We start from the raw sequence: 17,338 nt of genomic DNA, 5'->3' as shown, positions 1-17,338 counted from the left end.
CAGGAACAGAACCGGGCAGTTCTGGGGTCAGTCCGGTTTGAGCGCGATGTCGATCAAGCGGTGCAGTTCTTCGACTTCCAGCGGCGCTGCCGAAAACAGAATGCGGAACACCACCGGGGACACCACCAGATTGATCAGACGATCCACGCTCGGCGCCGTTTCCTTGGGGTGGCGCTCGATGATGGTCTGGAGTTGCGCGCCGATGATCGTTACGCAATAGCCCGGCGTCGCGCTCGCCTGCACGTCGCGCATCATGTTGCGTCCGGGCTCCGAACTCATTTCGTCGAGATACTGTTCGGCCCATGCACGGATGTCGCTACGCAGGCTGCCGGTTTCAGCCGGCTCGCTGTCGGGACGCATGCGGGCGAGGGCGACGTCGGCCAGCAAGGCGGCCAGATCTCCCCAACGCCGATAAATCGTCGACGGCGTCACGCCGGCCCGCGCCGCGATTTGCGGGACGGTCACCGTTGAGCGCTCCTGTTCTTGCAGAAGCGCGCGGACTGCCGAATGAATCGACTCCTGCACCCGGGCGCTGCGACCGCCAGGGCGTAAACCTTCTTTAATAGCCATGCGGCAGACCTTAACACAAAGAATTTGCTTTAAGCGCAAGCCGAGAGCACACTCCGCAAAAGCAAAAAATTAGCTTTTGCGGAGTGTGCCCATGACCAGCCTTGCTTCCCATCGTTCCAGCCTGTGGTTTCTGGCGATCACCTTACTGAGTTTTCTCGCCGCTTCCACTGCGCCGACGCCGTTGTATCACCTGTATCAGGATCAGCTGCATTTCTCGGCAGCGGTACTGACCCTGATTTTCGGCGTCTATGCGTTGAGCCTACTGGCCGCATTGCTGACGGTCGGTTCGCTGTCGGATCACCTGGGACGCAAACCGGTGATCTTCACCGCCGTGACGCTCAATGCGCTGGCAATGCTGCTGTTTATCTACGCCGACAGCGTGGGCTGGCTGATCAGCGCGCGAGTGCTGCAAGGTTTCGCCACCGGCATGGCCACCGCGGTGTTGAGCGCGACGCTGCTGGACACTGATCGCCAGCAAGGGCCGTTGATCAACAGCGTTGCGCCGTTGCTGGGCATGGCTTTAGGCGGCATGGGCTGCGGCTTGCTGGCCGAGTTCGCCCCGGCGCCGTTGCAGTTGACCTATTGGTTGCTGCTCGCGCTGTTTGTGTTGCAGGGCATCTATGTTTGGCGCCTGCCGGAAAGCGTCTCGCCGCAGGCCGGGGCATGGGCCTCGTTGCGGCCGACCCTGCATGTGCCGGTGCAGGCGCGTTCGACGCTGTGGCGAGTCTTGCCGCTGAACACCGCGACCTGGGCGCTCGGCGGTTTTTATGCCTCGCTGGCACCGTCGCTGGTGCGCACGGCCACCGGTTCCACCTCCAACCTGATCGGCGGCGCGACCGTGGCGGCGCTGACCGTGACCGGTGCATTGATGATCTACACCTTGCGCAATCGTCCTGCCTCCCGCGCGCTACAACTTGGGGCGAGTCTGCTGCCGGCCGGTATCGTGCTGATTCTGTTGGGCGTGCACAGCGCCAGTCTGTCGCTGTTCTTCTTCGGCACGCTGGTGGCCGGTTGTGGCTTTGGCTCGGGTTTCCTCGGAACGGTACGCAGTCTGGTGCCGCTGGCATTGCCTCATGAACGCGCCGGTTTGATGTCGGCGTTCTATGTGTTGAGTTACCTGGCGTTCTGCCTGCCGGCGTTGCTGGCCGGACATTTCACCCACAGCGTGGGCCTGCTGACCACCACCGATGTGTATGGCGCGGTGCTGATTGTGCTGGCGGTCGGTGCGCTGCTGATGAGTTTCCGGGCGCAAGCGGCCAAGACTTGCAGCGCTCCATAAGCCCGTCAGATTCGGTTAGCCTTGGCCAGCCCATTCTTCTCACGGATCGACGCATGAAGATCATCCGCAGCAAGACCTTCACCGCCGAGCGCGCCTGGGGCGCGCTCGACATCGCCAACATGAACGGCATCACCACGCGCCTGCACTGGACCGACCAGCCCTACAAATGGCACGTCAATGACGGTGAAGAAGTGTTCGTGGTGCTCGATGGTCAGGTGCTCATGCGCTATCGCGAAGAAGGTGAGGAGAAGCAGGCCTTGCTTGATGTTGGCGACATCTTCTTCGCGTCCATCGGCACAGAACACGTCGCTCATCCTCAGGGTGCGGCTCGGATTCTGGTGATCGAAACCGAAGGCAGTGTCTGACTGCATATCTACAAAACAGATAACAGTTAGAGATATTACCCGTTATATAGATATTCGATTCGGTTCTACCATGATCTCAACCTCACCTGAGGACAGGAGTTCATGATGATTTGCCCCAACAGCGTCAAACCCGGTATCAAGCCATTCAGCCAGCTTCAGCACCCGCTTGAAGTGATCCGCCAATTCACCCCGAACTGGTTCGCCGCCACTATGGGCACCGGTGTGCTGGCGTTGGCGCTGGCGCAATTGCCGGTGTCCATTCCCGGCCTGCACGCCGTGGCCGAAGGGCTGTGGTTGTTCAACATTCTGTTGTTCGTGCTGTTTACCGTTGCCTACGCCGCCCGCTGGATTCTGTTCTTCGACGAGGCGCGGCGGATCTTCGGCCACTCCACGGTTTCGATGTTCTTCGGCACCATTCCCATGGGCCTGGCGACCATCATCAACGGCTTTCTGCTGTTCGGTCTGCCGCGCTGGGGTGAGGGCGTCATTCATCTCGTCGAAGTACTGTGGTGGCTGGACGTGGCGATGTCGCTGGCCTGCGGCGTGCTGATTCCCTACATGATGTTTACCCGTCAGGAACACAGCATCGATCAGATGACCGCCGTCTGGCTGCTGCCGGTGGTGGCCGCGGAAGTGGCGGCGGCCAGTGGTGGACTGCTCGCGCCGCATCTCGCCGATGCCCATTCGCAACTGGTGGTGCTGGTGACCAGCTACGTGCTCTGGGCCTTTTCTCTGCCGGTGGCGTTCAGCATCCTGACCATCCTCTTGCTGCGCATGGCCTTGCACAAACTGCCCCACGAAAACATGGCGGCGTCGAGCTGGCTGGCTCTCGGCCCGATCGGCACCGGAGCCTTGGGCATGTTGCTGCTGGGCGGCGATGCCCCGGCGATCTTCGCGGCCAACGGTCTGCCAGGCATCGGCGAAATGGCTTCGGGCCTGGGCCTTGTCGCCGGGATCACGCTGTGGGGCTTCGGTCTGTGGTGGATGTTGATGGCGCTGTTGATCACCGTGCGTTATCTGCGTGACGGCATCCCGTTCAACCTTGGCTGGTGGGGCTTCACCTTCCCGTTGGGCGTCTATTCGCTGGCAACCCTGAAACTGGGCAGCACCTTGCACCTGACTTTCTTCAGTGTGGTCGGTTGTGTACTGGTGGCGTTGCTGGCGGTGATGTGGCTGATCGTCGGTAAACGTACGCTGCAAGGTGCATGGCGCGGCGAGCTGTTTGTTTCACCGTGCATTGCAGGTTTGAAGAAATAACCTGCAAAGATTAGGTAATGTGTGGCCTGGATCGCGGTTCGAGATTCTTATAAGCGTAGCCAGGCCACTCGCTACCTTCTCTTTCCAAAAACAACAGGGTCACACGGAAGATGAGTCACCCCTCACAGTTCAACCTGCTGCGCACCCGGCGCTTCCTGCCGTTCTTCATTACCCAGTCGCTGGGCGCGTTCAACGATAACGTGTTCAAGCAGTCGCTGATCCTCGCCATTCTCTATCGGCTGACCATCGAAGGTGACCGCTCGATCTGGGTCAACCTGTGTGCGCTGCTGTTTATTCTGCCGTTCTTTCTGTTCTCGGCGCTGGCCGGGCAGTTCGGGGAAAAATTCGCCAAGGACGCGTTGATCCGTCTGATCAAGCTGGCAGAAATCGCCATCATGGCCGTGGGATCCGTCGGCTTCCTGTTCGATCACCTGTCGCTGATGCTGGTGGCGCTGTTCGCCATGGGCACGCACTCGGCGCTGTTCGGGCCGGTGAAATATTCGATCCTGCCGCAGGCCTTGCGCGACGATGAACTGGTCGGCGGCAACGGGCTGGTGGAGATGGGCACGTTCCTGGCGATCCTGGCCGGGACCATCGGTGCCGGAGTGATGATGTCGTCGGCCAATTACGCGCCGGTGGTGTCCGCCGCGATTGTCGGCATCGCCGTGCTGGGCTATCTGGCCAGTCGCAGCATTCCCCGCGCCGCGGCGGCCACCCCGGAGATGCGCCTGAACTGGAACATCTTCAGTCAGTCCTGGGCGACCTTGAAACTGGGCCTGGGGCAGACGCCAGCGGTGTCGCGCTCGATTGTCGGCAACTCGTGGTTCTGGTTCGTCGGGGCGATTTATCTGACGCAGATCCCGGCTTACGCCAAGGAGTGGATGCACGGCGACGAAACCGTGGTCACCCTGATTCTGACGGTGTTTTCGGTCGGTATCGCGCTGGGTTCGATGCTGTGCGAGAAACTTTCCGGACGCAAAGTCGAGATCGGCCTGGTGCCGTTTGGCTCGTTCGGCCTGACGGTTTTCGGGCTGTTGCTGTGGTGGCATTCCGGTGGAATTCCAGAAAGCGCTGTTGGCCATAGCTGGACCGAAGTGCTGAGTTTCGGCCATGCCTGGGCGGTGTTGGTCGATGTGCTGGGCCTCGGGATCTTTGGCGGTTTCTACATCGTCCCACTGTACGCGCTGATCCAGTCGCGCACCGCCGAGAACGAGCGGGCGCGAGTGATTGCCGCCAACAACATTCTCAACGCGCTGTTCATGGTGATTTCGGCGATTGTCACCATCGTGTTGCTGAGCGTGGTCAAGCTGTCGATTCCGCAGCTGTTCCTGGTGGTGTCGCTGCTCAACATCGGCGTCAACGCCTACATCTTCAAGATCGTCCCCGAGTTCAGCATGCGTTTCATGATCTGGCTGCTGAGCCATTCCATGTACCGCGTCGAGCATCGCAACCTTGAGGCGATTCCCGATGAGGGCGCGGCGTTGCTGGTGTGCAACCACGTGTCGTTCGTCGATGCGTTGCTGATTGGTGGCGCGGTGCGTCGGCCGATTCGCTTTGTCATGTACTACAAGATCTACAACCTGCCGGTGCTGAACTTTATCTTCCGCACGGCGGGGACGATTCCTATCGCCGGACGTCAGGAAGACATTCAGATCTACGAAAAGGCTTTCACCCGGATTGCCCAGTATCTGAAGGACGGTGAGCTGGTTTGCATCTTCCCGGAGGGCAAGTTGACCGCCGATGGCGAGATCAACGAGTTCAAGGGCGGGTTGACGCGGATTCTCGAAGAGACACCGGTGCCGGTGATTCCGCTGGCGTTGCAGGGGTTGTGGGGGAGTTTCTTCAGTCGCGATCCGAACAAAGGGGTATTCCGGCGCTTGTGGTCGCGGGTGACGCTGGTGGCGGGTGCACCGGTCGCCGTGGAAGCGGCGCAGCCGGCGGAGTTGCAGGCGTTGGTCGGGGAATTGCGCGGGACAGTCAGGTAGCTGTTGATTGTGCGGGCCTTATCGCGAGCGGGCTCGCTCCCATATTGGAACTGTAAATGCAGAACTACTGTGGGAGCGAGCCTGCTCGCGATAGCGGCAGTGAATCAGGCGCTGACCTTGAGCCCGATCAACCCGGTGACGATCAACGCCACGCTGGCCAGGCGAATCAACGCCATCGATTCGCCAAACAGAATGATCCCGGCAATCACCGTGCCCACGGCACCGACGCCAGTCCAGATCGCATAGGCCGTGCCCAGTGGCAATTCCTTCATTGCCAGACCCAGCAGGCCAAGGCTGACTGCCATGGCGGCAACGGTGAGAACGGTCGGAAGCGGACGGGTGAAACCGTCGGTGTATTTCAGGCCGACGGCCCAGCCGACTTCGAACAGGCCGGCGAAAAACAGAATGATCCAGGACATGAAAAACCTCCATCGATTGACGGGGCCGTCCCCAGATTGAAAACTCGATTGAGCCGCAGGGTCGTCCCCGCGTGGCGCACATACTACCGAAAATTGTGCGCCGCGCCTCGATCCGGGATCAGTCGGCCGCCTGTTGCGCCAGAGTCTCACGGTCTTGTTTTTCGCTCATCCGTCGGAAGTACGTCGACAGCAGCGCCCCGGAAATGTTGTGCCACACACTGAACAACGCGCTCGGCACCGCCGCCAGCGGCGAGAAGTGCGCACTGGCCAGCGCAGCCCCCAACCCCGAGTTCTGCATACCGACTTCCAGCGCCAGGGATTTGCGCTGTGGCAGCGGCAGGCCGAACAGGCGCCCGGTGAAATAGCCCAGCAAATAGCCGAAGCTGTTGTGCAACATCACCACGGCCATGATCAGCAGGCCGGATTCGGCGATTTTCGCCTGGCTGGCGGCAACCACGGCGGCAACAATGATCACGATGCTGACCACCGACACCAGCGGCAATACTTCCACCGCGTGGCGCACCTTGTCACCGAGCACACGTTGCGCGACCACACCGAGGACGATTGGCAGCAGCACCACTTGCAGGATCGACCAGAACAATTCCATGAACGAAACCGGCAACCAAGCCGAGGCTAGCAGCCAGATCAGCGCCGGGGTCAGCAGCGGGGCGAGGAGGGTGGTGACGGCGGCGATGGCCACCGACAGCGCCAGGTCGCCACGGGCCAGCCAGGTCATGACGTTCGATGAGGTGCCGCTTGGGCAGCAACCGACCAGAATCACGCCGACGGCGATTTCCGGCGGCAGATGAAAGATCTGGCACAGCAGCCATGCCATCCCCGGCATGATCACGAAGTGCGCAACTACGCCCAACGCGACGCGCCATGGATGGCGGGCGACGGCGGCGAAGTCGTCGAGTTTGAGGGTCAGGCCCATGCCGAACATCACCAGCCCGAGCAACGGCACGATCGCGCCTTTGAGGCCGAGGAACCAGGCCGGTTGCAGGAACGCGATCACCGCGAAAATCAGAACCCAGTAAGCGAAGGTGTTGCCGACAAAACGACTCAGTGCAGCCAGTGCGCGCATGGCCTGTTCCTTATTATGTGAAAACGCCACCGAAGCGGTGGCGTTTGAAGATAACCCAAAGACTGCGCAGAGGCTTAGATCCCCTGCGGAGTCTCTTCGCCGCCCAGTGCTTCAACCAGCGCCGGCAGGAAGTCGCCGAACGTCAGCATCATCAGGGTGAAGCTGGCGTCCAGTTGGCCGAGGGCTTCGTCGCCGCCGTCCTGTTCCGCCTGATCCTGCAACAGATCTTCGAACTTCAGGCGCTTGACGGTCATCTTGTCGTCGAGCATGAACGACAGTTTGTCCTGCCAGGCCAACGACAGTTGAGTCACCACCTTGCCGGTGCTCAGGTGCAGCTGGATTTCTTCGCTGGTCAGGTCCTGACGCTTGCAACGCACGATGCCGCCGTCTTCGTGGGTGTCGCGCAGTTCGCACTCGTCCAGCACGAAGAAGTCCGGGGCGGCTTGCTGGGTGGTGACCCATTCGGTCATCACGGCGGTCGGCGCGGTTTTCACGGTCAGCGGGCGAACCGGCAGGGTGCCGATCACTTCACGCAGGGTGGAGAGCAGGTCTTCGGCGCGTTTCGGGCTGGCCGAGTTGACCAGGATCAGACCCTGTTTCGGCGCGATGGCGGCGAAGGTCGACGAGCGGCGGATAAAGGCGCGCGGCAGGAAGGCCTGGATGATTTCATCCTTGATCTGATCGCGCTCCTTCTTATAGACCTTGCGCATCTGCTCGGCTTCGATCTCTTCGACCTTTTCCTTGACCGCGTCACGCACGACGCTGCCCGGCAGGATGCGTTCTTCTTTACGGGCGGAGATCAGCAGGAAGTCACCGCTGACGTGCACCAGTGGAGCATCTTCGCCCTTGCCGAACGGCGCGACGAAACCGTAGGTGGTCAACTCCTGGCTTGCACATGGACGCGCCAGTTTGGTGGCCAGTGCAGTTTCCAGCGCCTCGGCATCGACAGGCAGGTCTTGGGTCAGGCGATAGATAAGCAGGTTTTTGAACCACATGGGGTGAGTCTCTCCTTTATACAAAGGGGGGCATTATTGTCTTCGCCGGGTCATAGGCCAACCCTTCTCTAAGCCTTTGGAAGGGCTGAGAAAATTATTTAAAAAAGTGCTTGCCAGAGGTTGGGTCGCTCCGTAGAATGCGCGCCACACCGAAGCGAAGGGTGATTAGCTCAGCTGGGAGAGCGTCTGCCTTACAAGCAGAATGTCGGCGGTTCGATCCCGTCATCACCCACCATTCGTTTCAAGTGTTTAGCGCAGCGGTAGTTCAGTCGGTTAGAATACCGGCCTGTCACGCCGGGGGTCGCGGGTTCGAGTCCCGTCCGCTGCGCCATATTCGGTAACCTGGAACACTGAACGCCAGGTCACCACGGAAAACCCGCCTAGTGCGGGCTTTTTGCTGTCCGGGATTTGGCTTTTGCCGGCCTGAACATGAGAAAGCGACCTTTGAAGGTCGCTTTTTTCGTTTCTGGCGCTGCTATTGCGCCGAGTTGCGGCTGTGGCGGTAATCGCTGACCGCTTCATACACCGCCTTGCGCAGGCGGTTGATCCCGCCAATCGGGCGATGGGCCTCGATGCCGAACCAAGGGTTGAAGGAAAGGTTGTCGCATTGCAGGTTCAGCGCCGGGGTGTCGAAGTCCTGCGGGGGCAGGGTGATCCGCGCCACTGTCTGGAATGGGCTGTCCTGCTCGCGCCATTCGATGCTGGTGTCTTCGATCGGCATGTACTTGTTCGCGTCCTGCCGCTGAATTTGCAACACGAAACACGCCGGAATCCGGTCGGTGGACAGCTGTTGATTCAGCGCATTGCGCAGGAAGTTCGGCAGATCCTGGTTCTGTTTCGGCAAGGTATAAGCGGGGCAGCGCTCCGGATCCGGCATCACCCGGAATTTGGCATTGGCCTCGCCGAACTTGTAGGGCGATACCGAGAAATAGGTCGTGCGGGTCGGGCTTTCCGGCGGTGGCGATAGGGTTGCCAATGCAATGAACAAATGCCGGATCTGCCAGCTGCGCGGATCCCACCCCGGAAAAAACGCCATGACCTTCTTGCCGTCAGCCTGCGCCGCCACATTCTGACGATACTCGGCGACATCGCTGACAAAGAAGTTCGGGTGACTGAACATCACGAAATCCTGCTCGTGCAGCCCCTGACGGTCCCCCAGCAACTGCTTGCCCGGCACATCGAGCAATTTGAGCGCCATGCCCCGGGCATCGCGGATGCTGTCGAATTGCGGATAGGCGTTGCCGTTGGACAGGCGCATCGTCGCTTTCCACAGCTTGCCCGGTTCGCTGAAAACGCCCTGGCGCAATTCCTGAGCCAGATCCGGCAACACCTGCACATCGGCCTTCACGCAGCCATGAGCCTTGGCATGTGCATCGCGCAGGTAGCGGGTGCTTTCGCGGTGCTGATCGACGATGCGCACGGCGGTCTGAATCACGTCCTGGGTCATGGCGGCTTCGCCATCTGGAATCTGCTCCAGCGCCGACACCGGGCCACGGTGCTGCCAGGCGAACCACGCGCTGGTCAGGGCCCAGCCGATCAGGCCGATCACCAGCAGGATCAACAGGGTTTTACCCAGTAACCGTCCCAGCCAGAGCCAGAAACGCGCCAGTATCGAAGGTCTTGTGAAGGAATTGAAGATCATGGCAGTTGCGCCTCCAGCGGGCCGCCCAGCACTTTCAGGTATTCCAGCAGCGCCCAGCGCTCTTCTGGCTGCAGCAGTCGGCCGATGACGCCGTTGCCGCGCTCGCCGGCGCGGAATTCGTGGCCGCTGTGGTGGTTGCCGGTGATGCGGGTGTCGAACAGGAAACCGTTGGTGAAGGCTTCGGTGCGGTAGCCCAGATGGCGCGGGTCGTATTCGAAGGTGCCTTTATAGAAGGTGGTGGCGCGCTCGTCCTGAGGCGACAGCAACTGATAAAGGCTCGGCACCGAGCCGTTGTGCAGGAACGGGGCCGTGGCCCATACGCCGGCAAGCGGACGCGCCTTGTAGGCAACTTTTTCGCGAACGCCGATCGGCAGACCGAAGCCGTCGAGCTGTGGTTTCTCGGCGGCGGTGACGCCTGCTTCACGGTACGCACGGTTTTCCACGAAGGCGGTGACGTAAGCCAGTCCCTTGGCCACTGACAGCTGGCTGAGGTCCAGCGGTTCCTTGGGTTTGGGGTGCAACTTCACGTCCATTTGTTCGAGTTCCGCCGGGTTCCATTGCAGGGCGGTCAGGTCGAAACGGTGATTGGCAATGTTGTTGGCGGAGTTCGGGTCGGTGCCGATGACGTCCACCGGGAGCATGCGCAGATGTTGCACCCAGCGCTCGCCGTCCTGGGTCTGGCGCGGTACGTGGCACCCGGCGCAATTCTCGGCGAACAGGGCTCGCCCCTTGGCTGCCAAGGGTTTGTCGACGAGCCCAAGTACCTCTTCAGGCCAGGCTGGCGGTCGCAGTTTTTGCAGGGTTTCTTCGATCGTGTGCAGATCACGCACACGCACGCTGGAGGCATAGCGGTCATCGCCCTGCAGCGGCTGGCCGTTGGCGTCGAAGAAATTCAGGGTGGCGCCGACGCCCAAAGCCTCGCCGATATTGCGCGCCATCGGTTGTTGCGCCGAACCGTTCCACTGCACCCAGTCGAACGTCCACATGTCCCACAGTTGCGGGTAATCCACCGGGGCGTTGGCCACGCGGTAGTTGTCCGGGGAAATCGCGTCGCCGAAGGTCGCGTTGGCGATACGCCCGAACGCGTCGGTGCGGCCCGGGCCTTCTTCGGTGGGGTAGAGGCCGCGATGGGTGTCGTTCCAGGCCACTTTGATGAAGGTGTTCAGTGAGTGTTTGAAGTCTTTGCGCAGTTGTTCGTGGCGGGCGTCGTAGTCGTTGCCCAGCACGTGGCGAGCGAAGCGTTCGAATTTCCACGGGTTGTAGTAAGTCGAGGTAAGACTGGCGACCAATGCCTGTCCGAAACTGCCGCCGCGCAATGTAGGAACGCTGGAGGGCAACACATGCTGGGCCGAGCCGCCGTCAATACGGATTGCCTGGCCATTGAAGTGCAGTTCACCGGTGTGGCAGGCCGCACACGTGATGTCGAGATATTGCTCGGCGCTGCCGGGATTCTGGTGCCGGGCGAAACCTACCGGCAGATTCCCCGGGTTGTCCGGCGTGGCTTTCTGCTGCGGATCGATCAGAAAGCCGAAGCGCGCGAGGTATTCCGGGGAGGCAAAACGTTGCTGCGAGAATGGCAGCTCCAGCGCCTGAAACCATTCGTAACGAAGGCCTTTGACCTGCGTTCCCTGCGGAGTGAAGTAGTAGGTCTGGCGCTCTTGCTCAGTCCACTGGTTCAGGTAATGCACCTGTTTTGCGGGCGCAGGGAAGGGCAATCTCGGATTGGCGACATAGTAAAGAACCACCGCCAGGACCAGTCCCAGCAGCACCACGATCAGCGTCAGCACACGGTATAAGAGGCGCAAGATGAACATCCTTGTCGAGTTGTTGCGCTGTTATGCCTGAGCCGAGTCATGTGCGGCAAGTGGCCATTACGCCAAGTGTTGTGGGAAGCGGCATCAATTGCTGTCGGCGAAAGATGACAGAAGCTTCATCGTGCCTTTCGCCAAATGCTTTTTAATCCCTGAACTTATCGGAAGATTCCTGCTCTCATGCCGGTAGCCATTGGTCGTGGCGGCCTGATAAGCTCGCGGCTTTACTCGATTGCCCTTTCGGCGCATGAACAAGGAAATAGCATGAAACAGCATCGGTTGGCGGCGGCGGTTGCCCTGGTTAGCCTGGTACTCGCGGGTTGTGATTCGCAGACCAGCGTAGAGCTGAAAACCCCGGCGCAAAAAGCTTCCTACGGTATCGGCCTGAACATGGGCAAGAGCCTTGCTCAGGAAGGCATGGATGATCTGGACTCCAAAGCGGTAGCCCAGGGCATCGAAGATGCCGTCGGCAAGAAAGAACAGAAGCTGAAAGATGAAGAACTGGTCGAAGCTTTCGCCGCGCTGCAAAAGCGTGCCGAAGAGCGCATGGCCAAGATGAGCGAAGAGTCGGCAGCCGCCGGCAAGAAATTCCTCGAAGAAAACGGCAAGAAAGCCGGCGTGACCACCACCGCTTCCGGTCTGCAGTACGAAGTGGTCAAGAAAGCCGACGGCCCACAGCCTAAGCCGACCGACGTCGTGACCGTTCACTACACCGGCAAGCTGACCAACGGCACCGTTTTCGACAGCTCCGTCGAGCGCGGCAGCCCGATCGATCTGCCGGTCAGCGGTGTGATCCCGGGTTGGGTAGAAGGCCTGCAACTGATGCACGTTGGCGAGAAGTACAAGCTGTACATCCCTAGCGATCTGGCTTACGGCGCACAATCGCCGAGCCCGGCAATCCCGGCCAACTCGGTTCTGGTTTTCGACCTGGAACTGCTGGCCATCAAGGATCCAGCCAAAGAAGACGCCGCCGCCAAGTAATCTGCGCCGGTTTCAACAACAACGCCTCGCTTATGCGGGGCGTTGTTGCATCTGGACGATGGTCGGCGTAAACAGACCGAACCGATGCCGGTCATGGCAGTCCTAGACTTTAAGGTTGCCCGCGCTAGACGCCCGGGGCTGCCAAGTCAATGAAATATTGAGATTTTTTATGTGAGTAAAAAACGCCCGATCTGAGCGCAGCCCTTATGAAACGGGGCTCTCAGCGCTGAAATGCAGCTCTGTTCACAAGGTTATCCACAATTTGTGTGGATAACATTTCAACGGGAGAAATAAATGAAAGCGCCGTGGAATTTCGCCCGATTCCTGCCTTTGGCCGGACGCCTGCTGGCTCGAGGTCGCTTGCCGACCTTGTTGTTCGCCGTGGCCAGCAAAGGCGCTGCTCAGGGCAATCGTCTCGGCAAGCTGAAGGACGATCTGCGTCTGTTGCAGGCGTTGTGTCTGGCGTACTGGCGCGGCGAGTACCGTGCGATCAGCGCCAAGGCCATCGTTTCGGTGGTGGCGGGTCTGATGTACTTCCTCAGTCCGGTGGACGCCATCCCGGATTTCATTCCCATGTTCGGCATGCTCGATGACATCGCCGTCCTCGCCTGGCTGATGAAAACCCTCGACGATGAACTGAATGCCTTCCGCCTGTGGCGCCAGCGCCAGGCTCCGGAAAAGCTCAGAGTGGTCGAGCGTTTACCCGATACACCCGAGCAACTTCAGCTTCAGGGGCCGAAAAAGTCCTGAATCGCGACAGCCTCGTACACAGATAGATACCCCCCACGACCTTGGCCGCTGTTAGGATTACACTTCTAGGGAAAAGTGCCGACTCGCTAAGTGTTGTTGTCCTACGGGGTAGTCATGGATATTCAGATAATTGCACGCGATGGCGAGCCCGAATATGCGGTTCTGCCATGGGCTCAGTATCAGGCTCTACTGAAAGCAGCAGGCATCAACGAAGCACCGTCGCAACTGGCTCCAGCGCCGCTTGCGGCAACCCCGGACCCGATTCTTCCAGGTCTGGATCAGTTACGCAGTTTGCGCGAAGGGAAGGGCATCGCCATCGAGGCGCTGGCCCGCACGGTAGGCATCAGCCCGTCTTACCTGGCCATGATCGAAAGTGGCGAGCGTCTGCCCGACGCCGCGATTCGCCGCAGCCTGGCCTGGGAGTTGACGGTGCCAGGGTGGAGGGAACAATCGTGAGCGTACGCATCAGTCGTCAACATTGGGACGGATTGCTGGGGGAGCTGGATCAGGCGCGCAGGCAGCGCCATCTTTTGACTTATCGAGCCTTGCTTGAACGCCTGCAACTGCCCACGCCGGCCATGCAGACATTGACCGCGGCACTTGAGCATCTCGCCGCACTGGACGCGAAAGCCGAACAACCGTTGCGCAGCTCGCTGGTGATCAGCCAGGGTGCCAGCCGCCTGCCACGCACCGGTTTCTTTGAGTGTGTCGAGCGTCTGGGGCGCTTTTCCGGGCCGTCCGACGGCGTTGCCGCCGCCTCCTGGCATGCTTCGGAAGTGGTGCGGGTGTTTGAGTACGAGTACCCGGAATCGGCGGAGGCCTGAGTGTTTTTACGACTCAAGGCGCGGGCAAGTTACTGGCTGGCCCGTAGGCTGTTTCACTGGTCGTGGTTTGTCCGTCAGCCCCGCGGCTGGCGCTGGCTCGAAGGACAGTTTGCACGCATGGCCAACCTGGGCGATGTCGGTGCGCAAAGTTTTTACGGGCACATCCTGACGTTTCGCGGGGTTGGCCTGGGCGCACGTGAAGAAGGTGTGCGGTTGTTGCGACTGGCTGCGCTGGCCGGGGATGGCAAGGCGGCGTATCAAGTCGGTGTCATCAGTCTTGCAGGTACGCCGAGCAAAGCGCCAGATCCTTCGGAGGCCGCTCGCTGGTGGACCATGGCCGCGAAGGCCGGGCATCCGTTGGCGGAGCTCAAGTTGAAAGAGCTGGCCGGCCGAGACGCTTCTCGATAAGCAAATCATCTGTTCCGTGAACGGGGCGTGAGGGAAACCTCCCGCCCCGTTTTTGCGTCTGCAGTTCGATAAAGATCAGTTACAGACTTCTCCTACATCCTCCGCCTACTCGCCTGACTTCTTTTCTGTTTGATCCCCCGCAAAGTCCCTCGCCTGATTTTTGCGCGAGGGAACGCACATGTTTGACCCGGTTTTTCGTTTCGCCATGCGCATGGGAATGCGCTGATGGATGCCGTCACCCGCATCGAGCAAGAACTCGACAGCTTTCCCCGCACCCTCGATCTCTATCGCGAACAGCTGAAGCACTGGCTCAGCCGCTCGGCAGACACTGTCAGTCATACGGCCGATCTGCCGTCGCTGATGGGGATGGAGCGGATCATCCGTTTCGGCGAGCGCAGCACGGCGGTTGCGATAGACGACGGCCGTTTTTCTTCTGCGGTCGTGCAATGCCCGGAAAGCGGGCCGATGGAGATCGAGAGCAAGTTCGAGTCGGCGTACGACATTCCGTTGGGCGACATCGTTGTCGATGTGGTGGCGGTGGAGGGCGGTGCAGTCGAGTCGGTCACCCTCAATGCTCAGGGCAAAGGGGAGTTCACCGGTGAGGCGGGCAAGTTCTACCGGGTGGTGGTGCACGGCGAGGCCAGCGAGAAGCAGGTTGATGCGCTGTTCGAATCCTACGCTGGCCTGACCCGGCAGCTGGATGGTTGGCTGCGCAGCGAATGGCAGGGTTTCAAGCCGCAGTGGTCGCAGTCGGTGGCCACTGCGGCAGGGAACGGCATGCTGGCCGGGAGCTGGGCGGCGATCGAGGGGGTGTGGGACAGCATCGGGTTGCTGTCGGAGATTCTCCAGGATCCCGGAAAGTTTGCCGAGCGGTTGGGCAGTGGCGCCGCACAGCTGATCGCGTTGGCAGAAACAGCGCCTGAAATGATGGAGAAGCTTCAGTTACTGGTCAGTGACGAGGCGGCGCTGTGTTTGTTGCTGCGTACTGCCAGCCTCTGGCTGGAAATGCTGCCTCCCAATGTGATTGCCGGGAAAACCGCCGAGGCGGTATCGATGGTGGTGGTTCAACTGCTGATCGATGTGTTGATCGGCGTTGTGCTGACCTTTGTCGGTGCTGGGGCGGGGATTGCGTATCTGACCTTGCGTCTGGCGGATCGTGGCGCTCAGTTGCTGTCGGCGGTGGCGCGCCTGGTGAAGGCGATGTTCGGCATCGTCAGCACCTTCATCGGCTACGTGAACCAGTACAAAACCGTCGCCGCACGAGGCATCGCCGCCGGGGTGAAAAAGGGCCGCATGCAATTGCGCTGGGATGCCCGGCGTAATGCTTCCCTGAAAAAAGACGAGCCCCATGACGACACGCCGGATCAGGCGAAGAACCCCAACGGTGACAGCGCTGATTGTGCGCCGCTGACCTGCACCAATGGGTGTCCGGTGTCGATGGTCACCGGCGAAGAGTTGTTGACCCTCACCGATGGTGTGCTCGATGGGCTGCTGCCGTTCGAGTTCAGCCGCTTGTACCGCAGCAGCGCGGCCGAGATTGATTTCGGGCTAGGGTTTGGCTGGAGTCACTCGCTGGCGCATCGGCTGGAGGTCGAGGGCGCTTCGGTGGTCTGGGTGGATCACGAGAACCGGCGCACGCGGTTTCCGTTGCCGAGCGTCGAGCGGCCGGCGATTCACAACAGCTTGTCGCGAGCGGCGATCTTTCTCGGGGATGAGCCTGAGGAGCTGATTGTTGCGCTGGCGGGGGACTCGGCGCGGTTTTATCACTTTCGGGCTGGGCGTCTGACTGCTGTCAGCGATGCCTACGGTAACCGGTTGCGTATTACGCGGGATCGTCTGGATCGCGTTGAGCGCCTCGACAACGGCGCTGGCCGCTCCTTGTTGCTGCGCTATGAGCGGGCGCATCTGATCGCGGTCGATTATCAGGTTTTTCGGGAGTCTGCCTGGCGTACCGAGCAGACGCTGGCCAGTTACCGCTTTGATGCCCGTCATCGATTGATCGAGGCGGCGAACGCGGTCGGCGAAAGCGAGCGTTACGACTACGACGACCAGCACGTCATCCTGCAACGGCAACTGGCCGGCGGCGCGAGCTTCTTCTGGGCGTGGGAACGCGCCGGCAAGGCCGCGCGCTGCGTGCGGCACTGGGCGTCGTTTTCGCAGATGGACACGCGTTACGTCTGGGATGACGCCGGCCGTGTCACGGTGCATTACGTCGATGGCACTGAGGAAACTTACGTCCACGACGACACCGCGCGGCTGGTGCGTCAGGTCGCCGCCGATGGTGGTGAGCAGCTCAAGGCCTATGACGCGCAGGGTCGGTTGGTCGCCGAGCAGGATGCGCTGGGCGCGGTCACCGAGTACCGCTATGACGACGCCGGGCGGTTGATCGCGCTGATTCCGCCGGACGATGCGCCGACGTCCTACGAGTACCGCAACGGTTTCCTGCACAGCCGCTCATGTGGCGATGCGGTGTGGACGTACCGGCGCAATGCCCAAGGGGACATCACCGAAGCGGTCGATCCCGATGGCCATGTCACCCATTACCACTACGACCCGCAGGGGCGGTTGCTGTCGGTCCGTTATCCGGATTCTGGCCGGCACGTGTTCGTGTGGAACGACCTGGGTCAGTTGGTCGAGGAAAGTCTGCCGGACGGTGGGGTTCGGAAGTTTTCCTACGACCTTCAGGGGCGGCGGATTACTGCGCAGGACGAAAACGGCGCGATCACTCGCCACGCGTGGGACGCCGTTGGCCGGCTGATCCAGACCACCTCGCCGAATGGCGCCACCCGCGCTTGGTCCTACAGCGCCTACGGCCAGATCACCGCCGAGCGCGATGAACTGGGGCGTATCACCCGCTACGAGTATGACGACGACCTGCATTTGGTCAGCCAGCGGATCAACCCCGACGGCACGCGCCTGCAATACCGCTACGACCATGCGCAGCTGCTGCTGACGGAAATCGAGAACG

16 protein-coding genes and 2 tRNA genes are annotated in these 17,338 nt (G+C 60.8%); 12 read left to right on the top strand and 6 right to left on the bottom strand.

From position 1 onward, the window contains the following. Window positions 1–27: 27 nt before the first annotated feature. Window positions 28–570, bottom strand: a complete 543-nt coding sequence (locus C1X29_RS22645) for a TetR/AcrR family transcriptional regulator (RefSeq protein WP_102718411.1) — start codon at window positions 568–570, stop codon at window positions 28–30. A gap of 91 nt (window positions 571–661) precedes the next feature. Here C1X29_RS22645 and C1X29_RS22640 point away from each other — a divergent pair, with 91 nt between their 5' ends. The 4 genes from C1X29_RS22640 to C1X29_RS22625 all read left to right on the top strand — a co-directional run bounded on the left by C1X29_RS22640 (window position 662) and on the right by C1X29_RS22625 (window position 5,456). Beyond that, window positions 662–1,849, top strand: a complete 1,188-nt coding sequence (locus tag C1X29_RS22640; RefSeq protein ID WP_102718410.1) for an MFS transporter — start codon at window positions 662–664, stop codon at window positions 1,847–1,849. 53 nt (window positions 1,850–1,902) lie between these two features. Then, window positions 1,903–2,214, top strand: a complete 312-nt coding sequence (locus C1X29_RS22635; RefSeq protein WP_102718409.1) for a cupin — start codon at window positions 1,903–1,905, stop codon at window positions 2,212–2,214. Window positions 2,215–2,319: 105 nt separating this feature from the next. After that, on the top strand, window positions 2,320–3,471 hold the full coding sequence (locus tag C1X29_RS22630) for a TDT family transporter (RefSeq protein WP_102718408.1): 1,152 nt from the start codon (window positions 2,320–2,322) through the stop codon (window positions 3,469–3,471). A 110-nt stretch (window positions 3,472–3,581) separates the two neighbouring features. Beyond that, window positions 3,582–5,456: an MFS transporter gene (locus C1X29_RS22625; RefSeq protein ID WP_102718407.1), complete on the top strand. Its 1,875-nt coding sequence runs from the start codon at window positions 3,582–3,584 to the stop codon at window positions 5,454–5,456. A gap of 104 nt (window positions 5,457–5,560) precedes the next feature. On the opposite strand, the gene sugE is transcribed toward C1X29_RS22625, so the two are convergent. The 3 genes from sugE to rdgC all read right to left on the bottom strand — a co-directional run bounded on the left by sugE (window position 5,561) and on the right by rdgC (window position 7,954). Then, entirely contained in the window at window positions 5,561–5,875 is a 315-nt protein-coding gene (sugE, locus tag C1X29_RS22620; protein ID WP_039769847.1) for a quaternary ammonium compound efflux SMR transporter SugE, read from the bottom strand. A 118-nt stretch (window positions 5,876–5,993) separates the two neighbouring features. Then, entirely contained in the window at window positions 5,994–6,959 is a 966-nt protein-coding gene (locus tag C1X29_RS22615) for a bile acid:sodium symporter family protein (RefSeq protein WP_064378690.1), read from the bottom strand. A 74-nt stretch (window positions 6,960–7,033) separates the two neighbouring features. Next, complete coding sequence (gene rdgC / locus C1X29_RS22610; protein ID WP_007950430.1) at window positions 7,034–7,954, bottom strand: recombination-associated protein RdgC; 921 nt, start codon at window positions 7,952–7,954, stop codon at window positions 7,034–7,036. A 159-nt stretch (window positions 7,955–8,113) separates the two neighbouring features. Between rdgC and C1X29_RS22605 the strand changes: the two genes are divergently transcribed. Together C1X29_RS22605 and C1X29_RS22600 are read left to right on the top strand one after the other, a co-directional pair. Beyond that, window positions 8,114–8,189, top strand: a tRNA-Val gene (locus tag C1X29_RS22605). A 19-nt stretch (window positions 8,190–8,208) separates the two neighbouring features. After that, window positions 8,209–8,285 (top strand) — tRNA-Asp (locus tag C1X29_RS22600). A 144-nt stretch (window positions 8,286–8,429) separates the two neighbouring features. On the opposite strand, the gene C1X29_RS22595 is transcribed toward C1X29_RS22600, so the two are convergent. Continuing rightward, window positions 8,430–9,566, bottom strand: a complete 1,137-nt coding sequence (locus C1X29_RS22595; protein ID WP_173940212.1) for a catalase family protein — start codon at window positions 9,564–9,566, stop codon at window positions 8,430–8,432. A 26-nt stretch (window positions 9,567–9,592) separates the two neighbouring features. Then, window positions 9,593–11,401, bottom strand: a complete 1,809-nt coding sequence (locus C1X29_RS22590; protein ID WP_102718432.1) for a di-heme-cytochrome C peroxidase — start codon at window positions 11,399–11,401, stop codon at window positions 9,593–9,595. A gap of 270 nt (window positions 11,402–11,671) precedes the next feature. On the opposite strand from C1X29_RS22590, the gene C1X29_RS22585 reads away from it, so the two are divergent. The 6 genes from C1X29_RS22585 to C1X29_RS22560 form a co-directional block, all read left to right on the top strand. Further along, a complete protein-coding gene (locus C1X29_RS22585; protein ID WP_007950433.1) occupies window positions 11,672–12,388 on the top strand; it encodes an FKBP-type peptidyl-prolyl cis-trans isomerase in 717 nt (238 codons plus the stop codon). Window positions 12,389–12,682: 294 nt separating this feature from the next. Beyond that, complete coding sequence (locus C1X29_RS22580; RefSeq protein ID WP_007950434.1) at window positions 12,683–13,138, top strand: YkvA family protein; 456 nt, start codon at window positions 12,683–12,685, stop codon at window positions 13,136–13,138. A gap of 114 nt (window positions 13,139–13,252) precedes the next feature. Continuing rightward, window positions 13,253–13,594, top strand: a complete 342-nt coding sequence (locus tag C1X29_RS22575) for a helix-turn-helix transcriptional regulator (RefSeq protein WP_102688669.1) — start codon at window positions 13,253–13,255, stop codon at window positions 13,592–13,594. Then, complete coding sequence (locus C1X29_RS22570) at window positions 13,591–13,962, top strand: hypothetical protein (RefSeq protein ID WP_003223109.1); 372 nt, start codon at window positions 13,591–13,593, stop codon at window positions 13,960–13,962. Before C1X29_RS22575 ends, C1X29_RS22570 begins: the two co-directional genes overlap by 4 nt. Further along, a complete protein-coding gene (locus C1X29_RS22565; RefSeq protein ID WP_064378694.1) occupies window positions 13,963–14,370 on the top strand; it encodes an SEL1-like repeat protein in 408 nt (135 codons plus the stop codon). A 225-nt stretch (window positions 14,371–14,595) separates the two neighbouring features. Next, the coding region (locus C1X29_RS22560; protein ID WP_146023266.1) for a DUF6531 domain-containing protein at window positions 14,596–17,338 on the top strand (2,743 nt) is incomplete at its 3' end.

It is taken from the genome of Pseudomonas sp. GW456-12-10-14-LB2 (genome assembly GCF_002884345.1).
In the GTDB taxonomy this organism is placed as follows: Bacteria; Pseudomonadota; Gammaproteobacteria; order Pseudomonadales; family Pseudomonadaceae; genus Aquipseudomonas; species Aquipseudomonas paraglycinae.
Note: the sequence above shows the minus strand (reverse complement) of the source record. Positions and strands in the feature narration are given on the sequence as shown.

What these genes read in the sequence shown, in the direction of transcription:
- C1X29_RS22645 (WP_102718411.1), bottom strand. Translation starts at nt 570, where the DNA reads ATGGCTATTAAAGAAGGTTTACGCCCTGGCGGTCGCAGCGCCCGGGTG.
- C1X29_RS22640 (WP_102718410.1), top strand. Translation starts at nt 662, where the DNA reads ATGACCAGCCTTGCTTCCCATCGTTCCAGCCTGTGGTTTCTGGCGATC.
- C1X29_RS22635 (WP_102718409.1), top strand. Translation starts at nt 1,903, where the DNA reads ATGAAGATCATCCGCAGCAAGACCTTCACCGCCGAGCGCGCCTGGGGC.
- C1X29_RS22630 (WP_102718408.1), top strand. Translation starts at nt 2,320, where the DNA reads ATGATTTGCCCCAACAGCGTCAAACCCGGTATCAAGCCATTCAGCCAG.
- C1X29_RS22625 (WP_102718407.1), top strand. Translation starts at nt 3,582, where the DNA reads ATGAGTCACCCCTCACAGTTCAACCTGCTGCGCACCCGGCGCTTCCTG.
- sugE (WP_039769847.1), bottom strand. Translation starts at nt 5,875, where the DNA reads ATGTCCTGGATCATTCTGTTTTTCGCCGGCCTGTTCGAAGTCGGCTGG.
- C1X29_RS22615 (WP_064378690.1), bottom strand. Translation starts at nt 6,959, where the DNA reads ATGCGCGCACTGGCTGCACTGAGTCGTTTTGTCGGCAACACCTTCGCT.
- rdgC (WP_007950430.1), bottom strand. Translation starts at nt 7,954, where the DNA reads ATGTGGTTCAAAAACCTGCTTATCTATCGCCTGACCCAAGACCTGCCT.
- C1X29_RS22585 (WP_007950433.1), top strand. Translation starts at nt 11,672, where the DNA reads ATGAAACAGCATCGGTTGGCGGCGGCGGTTGCCCTGGTTAGCCTGGTA.
- C1X29_RS22580 (WP_007950434.1), top strand. Translation starts at nt 12,683, where the DNA reads ATGAAAGCGCCGTGGAATTTCGCCCGATTCCTGCCTTTGGCCGGACGC.
- C1X29_RS22575 (WP_102688669.1), top strand. Translation starts at nt 13,253, where the DNA reads ATGGATATTCAGATAATTGCACGCGATGGCGAGCCCGAATATGCGGTT.